This window comes from Humibacter sp., assembly GCF_035547335.1.
GTDB lineage: Bacteria > Actinomycetota > Actinomycetes > Actinomycetales > Microbacteriaceae > Humibacter.
Genome location: NZ_DASZVF010000024.1, coordinates 20,591 through 27,547 on the forward strand (window position 1 = coordinate 20,591; position 6,957 = coordinate 27,547).

Sequence of the window (6,957 nt, forward strand, 5' to 3'; positions counted from 1 at the left end):
CCCTTCGCTCAGGCCTGCCCGTCGAACATCGACGTGACGGAGCCGTCCTCGAAGACCTCGTGGATGGCGCGAGCGAGCAGCGGCGCGATCGGCAGGATCGTAAGCCCGGGGAACCGCTTCTCCTCGCCCACCGGGATGGTGTCGGTCACGACGACCTCGTCGATCGAGGCATCCTGCAGGCGCTCCGTCGCCGGCTGGCTGAACACCGCGTGCGTCGCCGCCACGATGACGCGCTCCGCCCCGTTCTCCTTGAGGGCTTGAGCGGCCTTCACGATGGTGCCGCCGGTGTCGATCATGTCGTCGACCAGCAGGCACACCCGGCCGCGAACCCGGCCGACGATCTCGTTCACCGTGACCTGGTTGGCCACGTTGGGGTCGCGTCGCTTGTGGATGATCGCCAGCGGCGCGCCCAGGCTGTCCGACCACTGGTCGGCCACGCGGACCCGACCCGTGTCCGGCGAGACGACGGTGAGGTTCTCGCGGTCCTCAGGCGACAGGTTCTGCTTGAAGTACTCGAGGAGAACGGGCTTGGCGAAGAGGTGGTCGACGGGGCCGTCGAAGAACCCCTGGATCTGGGCCGCGTGCAGGTCCACGCTCATCACGCGGTCCGCGCCCGCCGTCTTCAGCAGGTCGGCGACCAGCCTGGCGCTGATCGGCTCGCGGCCCCTGCCCTTCTTGTCCTGACGAGAGTACGGATAGTAGGGAGCGACGACGGTGATGCGCTTGGCGGATGCGCGCTTGGCGGCATCCAGCATGATCAGGAGCTCCATGAGCCACTCGTTGACCGGCGGCCCGAACGACTGGATGAGGAACACGTCGCAGCCGCGGATCGACACCTCGAACCGGGTGAGGATCTCCCCCGACGCGAACGTGCGGTGCTCGGTGGGCACGAGCTGCGTGCCGAGCGACTCCGCTACGTCTGCGGCGAGCGCAGGATGCGAGCGGCCGGCAGCGACCACGAGCCGCTTCTTCGTCTTGGCGACGATGCCCGGCGCCACCGCACGCTCTCGGTCGAGATCAACCCTCTTGTCTTTGCGAGCCATCGTTCGCTTCCTGTGAGGACCTGGCCCGCTGCGCCGACTCCGCCGCCGCCGTGCCCGATCTGTTCTTCTCGACCCATCCCTCGATGTTGCGCTGAGGGGCGACGCTCAAGGCCAGGGCTCCGGCGGGAACGTCCTTGCGGATGACGGCGCCGGCTCCGGTCTTTGCGCCGTCTCCGATCCTAACGGGCGCGACGAACACGTTGTGAGCGCCGGTGTGCACGTGGTCGCCGAACTCGGTGCGGTGCTTGTGGATGTCGTCGTAGTTGGCCGTGATCGTGCCGGCGCCCAGGTTCACGCCGCTGCCCACGGTCGCGTCGCCCACGTAGCTGAGGTGCGGCACCTTGCTGCCCTCGCCGATGTGCGCGTTCTTCGTCTCCACGAACGTGCCGATCTTGCCGTTCGCCTCCAGCACCGTCCCCGGCCGCAAGTAGGCGAACGGGCCGACGGATGCTCCAGCACCGATCACCGCGAGCGTCGCGTCCGCTCGCTTCACGTTCGCGCCCTCGCCGACCTCGCAGTCCACGAGCGTCGTGTCCGGCCCGACGACGGCGTCGCGCGCCACCGTCGTTGCGCCCTTGAGCTGCGTACCCGGCAGGATCGTGACGTCGTTCTCCAGCTTGACCGTGAGATCGATCCAGGTCGTCGCCGGATCCTGCACGGTCACGCCGTTCAGCTGCCAGCCGCGCACGATGAGCGCGTTCAGCCGCGCGGCCGCCTCGCTGAGCTGCGCGCGGTCGTTGATGCCCTCCGCCTTCCACGACTCGTCGACGGGCACGGCCGCGACCTCGCTGCCCGCCGCGCGCAGCAGCTCGATGACGTCGGTGAGGTACTTCTCCCCCTGCGCGTTGTCGGTGCTGAGGTTCGCCAGCTGATCGCGCAGCGCGTTGAGGCCGAAGACGTAGATACCCGCGTTGATCTCGTCGATGGCGTGCTCATCGGCGCTGGCATCCTTGTGCTCGACGATCCGGTGGAACGCCCCGTCGTCCGAGCGCACGATGCGGCCGTATCCGGCGGCATCCGGCACCACGCTGCTGAGCACCGTGGCGGCCGCGCGACTTCCGCGGTGGCGGGCGACCAGCTCGTGCAGCGTGTCGGCATCCAGCAACGGCACGTCACCGTTCAGCACCAGCACGTCGCCGTCGAAGTCGGCGGGAAGCGCCTGGATCGCCTGCTCGACGGCACGGCCGGTGCCAGGGATCTCGTCCTGGTCGACGATCACGGCGTCGGGCAGATCGGCGGAGACGACCTCGGCGATCCTGTCCCGCTCGTGGCGCACCACGGCGAGCACGACGGCGGCGTCGAGCGCGCGGGCCGTGGCGAGCACGTGGCTGACGATCGGTGCCCCTGCCAGCGGATGCAGCAGCTTGGGCGTCGCGGACTTCATGCGAGTGCCCTGGCCTGCGGCGAGCACGATGATGGCGAGATTCGGATCGGTCACCGTACAAGTATTCCCGACGCCTTCCTGCTCCCGAGAACAGGCACATCTCGTGAGAACAGGCAGATTATGCCTGCTCTCGCGCGGTAAGCGCATTCTTGCCTGTTTTCGGGGAGCAGGCCCCTTGGGCAACGGGGCCTCTCGGGGACAGGCGAACCGGCCGCTCAGAGCTCCGCCGCCAGGACTCGAACCTAGACCTAACAGCTCCAAAGGCTGTCGTGCTGCCATTACACCACGGCGGATCGCGCCCTCCAGTCTGCCAGAACGCGCGATGCCGGCTTCACGCGGCGCAGCGTCAGCCCGCCGCCCTGCGCACGAGCTCGGTGATGCGCTGCTCGACCTCGGGCGTGAGCGCGTTCAGCGCGTAGTAGACCGGCCACATGTCGCCGTCGTCGAGGTTCGCCTTGTCACTGAAGCCCAGTGTGGAGAAGCGTGCCTTGAACTTGCTGGCCGGCTGGAAGAAGCAGATCGTCTTGCCATCCATCGCGTAGGCCGGCATGCCGTACCACGTGGTGGGAAACAGTTCCGGCACCGCCGCGAGAACGAGCTCGTGCACCCGCGCGGCCATCGAGCGGTCCGGCTCCGGCATGGCCGCGATCTTCTCCTGGATGTCCAGCTCACCGTCTTTGCGCGTCGCTTTGCCCTTGCGCTTGGCTGCGGTCTGCAGTTCCTTGGCGTACTCCTTCACGGCGGCCCGCTCGTCCGCAGTGAACTTGGTCTTAGTGTCGTCTGTGCGCGTTGTCTGAGCCATGGTCATCATGCTAGGGACGTCATGCACCGGGTACTTCTCCGAAACTGCGCGATACGGACGTTGTCAGTGCGCGCCCGGGATAATGGACGGATGGCGGAGCACGCTGACGAGGTCGACCGGATCGTCGACGCCTGGGAGCACGAGCGCCCGGATCTGGACTTCGCCCCGTTGCAGGTGCTCTCCCGTGTCGACCGGCTCTCGAAGCATCTGGACAGGGCGCGACGCGGCGCGTTCGGGAAATCCGATCTGCAGCTGTGGGAGTTCGACGTGCTGTCCGCCCTGCGGCGAGCCGGCTCCCCGTATCAGCTCAGCCCCAAGGCGCTGCTGACGCAGACGCTGGTCTCCTCAGGCACCATGACGAACCGGATCGACCGGCTCGTGGAGCGCGGCCTGGTGGAGCGGCAGACCGACCCGCACGACGGGCGCGGCATCCTCGTGCGCATGACGGCACAGGGAAGAACCCGAGTGGATGCCGCCATCACGCGCCTGGTCGACGCCGAGGCCGAGATGCTGCGCACGCTGCAGCCAGCAGAGCAGACACGTCTGGCCGCCCTGCTGCGCAAGCTCAGCCTCGACTTCGACTGAGCCGCACGGCACCGTCGACGCGAAGGCATCGCAAGGTCTCGTGAAGCACACACGAGTCACCAAGCCCCACTCGATACGGTCCGGATGTGACCACCGTCGATTCGGGTGCCGAGTCCTCGCCCAACGGACCAGCACACCCACTGCTCAGCCCCCGCACCCTCGAGCTCTTCGCGCAGGCGGACAGCGGAACGCTCTCCGACCTGACGGCCCTGCGCGACGAGATCTCGCGCTTCCTCATGCGGTACCGCTTCGGCGTCGCCGAGGTGGAGACGAAGCTCGACATCCTGCGCGAGGAGTTCAGCCTGGTCGACGGCTACAACCCGATCGAGCGCATCTCGTGCCGCGTGAAGTCCATCGAGAGCGTGCTCGAGAAGGCCGACCGGAAGGGCATCGACCTCGACCTCGATGCCATCAGGGAAGGATTGTCCGACATCGCGGGCGTGCGCGTCGTGTGCAGCTTCGTCAGCGATGTGTACCGCATCGTCCAGTTGCTCACGTCGCAGGACGACATCACGGTGCTCCAGGTCAAGGACTACATCGCCCAGCCGAAGCCGAACGGGTACCGCAGCCTGCACGTCATCCTCGAGGTTCCGGTCTTCCTCTCCGGCGGCGCGGAACCGGTGCGGGTCGAGGTGCAGTTCCGCACCATCGCCATGGACTTCTGGGCCAGCCTGGAGCACAAGACGTACTACAAGTACGAGACGCAGGTGCCGCAGCACCTCATCGACGGGCTGACCGACGCCGCGGAGACCGCGGCGCATCTCGACGCCACGATGGAGCAGCTGCACCTCAAGGTGCGCAGCTACCGGCCTCCCGCACCGACCATCGCCATCTGACGCCTGTCGCGGGATGCCGAGGCGAGCTCGTCGAGGAGCACGGCCGTCTCGGGCCAGCCGATGCAGGCATCCGTGATGCTCTGGCCGTAGACGAGACCGGCTCGTCCGGCGTCGGTGAGCGGCTGGTTCCCCGGCACGAGGAAGCTCTCGGCCATGAGACCGGCGATCGGCTCGCCCGATCGCACCTGCTCGGCGAGCTCACGGAGCACGGCGGCCTGCCGCACGTGATCCTTGCCGCTGTTGCCGTGGCTGGCGTCGACCACGATGCGCGTCGGGATGCCTGCCCTGGCGAGCAGCCGCGCGGCATCGGCCACGTTCGCGGAGTCGTAGTTCGGCGCGCCGCGACCGCCGCGCAGGATGACGTGGCCCGCGTCGTTGCCGCTCGTCGACACGAGCGCGGCACGGCCGTCGTCGTCGACGCCGAAGAACACGTGACGTTGCGCGGCGACCGTGCAGCCGTCGACGGCGACCTGGACGTCGCCGTCCGTGGCGTTCTTGAACCCGATCGGCATGGAGAGGCCGCTGGCGAGCTGGCGGTGGATCTGGCTCTCGGTGGTGCGGGCTCCGATGGCGCCCCAGCTCACGGCATCCGCGATGTACTGCGGACTCGTCGGCTCGAGGAACTCGCACCCGACGGGCAGGCCGAGCTCGAGGATGTCGATGAGCAGCCGACGCGCGATGCGCAGCCCCTCGGGAACGCGGTGGCTGCCGTCGAGGTGAGGGTCGTTGATGAGGCCCTTCCACCCGCCCGTCGAGCGCGGCTTCTCGAAGTACACGCGCATCACGACGAGCAGCTCGTCGCGGTGCTCGTGCGCGACCACGGCGAGGCGGCGCGCGTAGTCGAGCGCGGCATCCGGATCGTGCACGGAGCACGGCCCCACGACGACGAGGAGCCGCGAGTCCTCACCCCGGAGGACGGCTTCGATCTCGCGCCGGCTGCGCGAGACGAGCTCCGCGGCCCGGGCGCTCAGCGGCAGCTCCTCGCGGATCGCGGCCGGCGTGGGCAGCGCCTCGAGCGCGACGACGCGCGTGTTGGACGTGCTCTGAGCCAAGGCCGTCGCCTGAGCAGCAGCCTGAGCAGCAGACGGGGTGGATGCCGTGGTCATGGGTGGTCCTCTCGGTTCTGGCGAGAGGGCCCGGTGCTCCTGGCCAACCCGCCGGTTAATGACGAAAGGCAGGATCTGAACGATCCTGCCCGTTGGCTCTGGAGAAGGTGCTGGTCAGCGCTTCGCGACCGTCGGCTCCTCCAGAGCCAACGCGAAATACGCATACCAGCGGGTTCTCATGGCCGAAACCGTATCACTCCCGCCCCCGGTATACCAATCGTGCGATCGGCCGTCGCAGCACGAGACCGACGGCCGCCAGCGCCAGGCCGAGGATCAGCGGCGGGATGCTCTCCCCCGCCGTGCCCGCCGCCATCCGGAACACGTCGGCACCGTACGCGATCATCTCGTCGGGCCTGCTCGCCAGCACGCGGGTGCCGACGGCCGCGTTCACGGCCGTGATGGCCACGGGAACGATCCAGAGCAGCACCAGGCCCACCACGGCCGCGACGATGCGGCCCACGGTGCCGACGCCGCACCACGCGATGGCCACGCCCACGAGCACGGCAGGCACCCACCGCATCAGGCCGGCGGCGAGACCGCCCACCAGGAGGCCGGAGTTCTGCGGAGCGACGAGCATCGCCAGCCAGGATGCGGCCAGCGGTGCCCCCAGCACCAGGCCGATGAGCGCTCCGGCCCTCGGCGCGCGCCCGACGAGCACGAGGACGACGGCGCCGAACACGATGCCGACGAGCGCGACGAGCGCGAGCGCCACGCTGTACAGCGCGGATTCCAGACGCACCTGGAGGCCGCCGTAGACGACCACCACGGCCTGTGCCGCAGCCGCCACCTGCACCAGGAGAACGCCGCCGATCAACGCCCAGAGCGAGCGCTCCGTCCATCGAGGTCGCGTGGCACGCACCAGGATGCCTGCTGCGGCCGGCCCCACCACGAGGAGGGCAACGATGGACGTCAGGGCGTACTGGCTGAGCGGCAGGAACGCCACCGGCATCCGGTCGGGCATGGTGTCTTCGGCCCAGAGGTTCTGCAGCGGCAGCCGCATGCCGCTGATCATCCACGGCAGCAGACCGACGAGGGCGGCCGCGACGCCGAGGATCAGCCCGAGCCACCACGGGAAGCGGGGCGAGCGCGGCGCATCCGGGCCGGTCTCTCCCGCAAGCCCGTGATCCGGCACTCGATCCTGCTGCTCGGTCACCCTCACGCCAGACCCCTCTCGTCCGTCGGTCACCCTTCCAGGCATCGC

General features: G+C 68.8%; 7 protein-coding genes and 1 tRNA gene. 2 read left to right on the plus strand and 6 right to left on the minus strand.

Annotated features, from left to right (window positions below; translation table 11 throughout):
* Positions 1 to 8: 8 nt before the first annotated feature.
* The 4 genes from VHB92_RS06250 to VHB92_RS06265 form a co-directional block, all read right to left on the minus strand.
* Positions 9 to 1,043 (minus strand): ribose-phosphate diphosphokinase, encoded by a 1,035-nt coding sequence (locus VHB92_RS06250; protein ID WP_325452511.1) that lies wholly within the window; start codon positions 1,041 to 1,043, stop codon positions 9 to 11.
* Complete coding sequence (gene glmU / locus VHB92_RS06255) at positions 1,018 to 2,481, minus strand: bifunctional UDP-N-acetylglucosamine diphosphorylase/glucosamine-1-phosphate N-acetyltransferase GlmU (protein WP_325452513.1); 1,464 nt, start codon at positions 2,479 to 2,481, stop codon at positions 1,018 to 1,020. Before glmU ends, VHB92_RS06250 begins: the two co-directional genes overlap by 26 nt.
* Before the next feature lie 167 nt (positions 2,482 to 2,648).
* Positions 2,649 to 2,720, minus strand: a tRNA-Gln gene (locus VHB92_RS06260).
* 53 nt (positions 2,721 to 2,773) lie between these two features.
* The gene (locus VHB92_RS06265; RefSeq protein ID WP_325452515.1) at positions 2,774 to 3,229 is read right to left on the minus strand and encodes a DUF1801 domain-containing protein; all 456 of its coding nucleotides are present in this window, start codon (positions 3,227 to 3,229) and stop codon (positions 2,774 to 2,776) included.
* Positions 3,230 to 3,319: 90 nt separating this feature from the next.
* On the opposite strand from VHB92_RS06265, the gene VHB92_RS06270 reads away from it, so the two are divergent.
* Both VHB92_RS06270 and VHB92_RS06275 read left to right on the plus strand, forming a co-directional pair.
* Positions 3,320 to 3,814, plus strand: coding sequence for a MarR family winged helix-turn-helix transcriptional regulator (locus tag VHB92_RS06270; RefSeq protein WP_325452517.1), 495 nt, complete (start codon positions 3,320 to 3,322; stop codon positions 3,812 to 3,814).
* Between the two features lie 140 nt (positions 3,815 to 3,954).
* Positions 3,955 to 4,650, plus strand: a complete 696-nt coding sequence (locus tag VHB92_RS06275; RefSeq protein WP_414653075.1) for a GTP pyrophosphokinase — start codon at positions 3,955 to 3,957, stop codon at positions 4,648 to 4,650.
* Here the strand turns inward: VHB92_RS06275 and VHB92_RS06280 are convergent.
* Together VHB92_RS06280 and VHB92_RS06285 are read right to left on the minus strand one after the other, a co-directional pair.
* Complete coding sequence (locus VHB92_RS06280; RefSeq protein ID WP_325452518.1) at positions 4,617 to 5,756, minus strand: 3-deoxy-7-phosphoheptulonate synthase; 1,140 nt, start codon at positions 5,754 to 5,756, stop codon at positions 4,617 to 4,619. The genes VHB92_RS06275 and VHB92_RS06280 overlap by 34 nt on opposite strands.
* A gap of 193 nt (positions 5,757 to 5,949) precedes the next feature.
* The coding region (locus VHB92_RS06285) for a hypothetical protein (protein ID WP_325452520.1) at positions 5,950 to 6,957 on the minus strand (1,008 nt) is incomplete at its 5' end.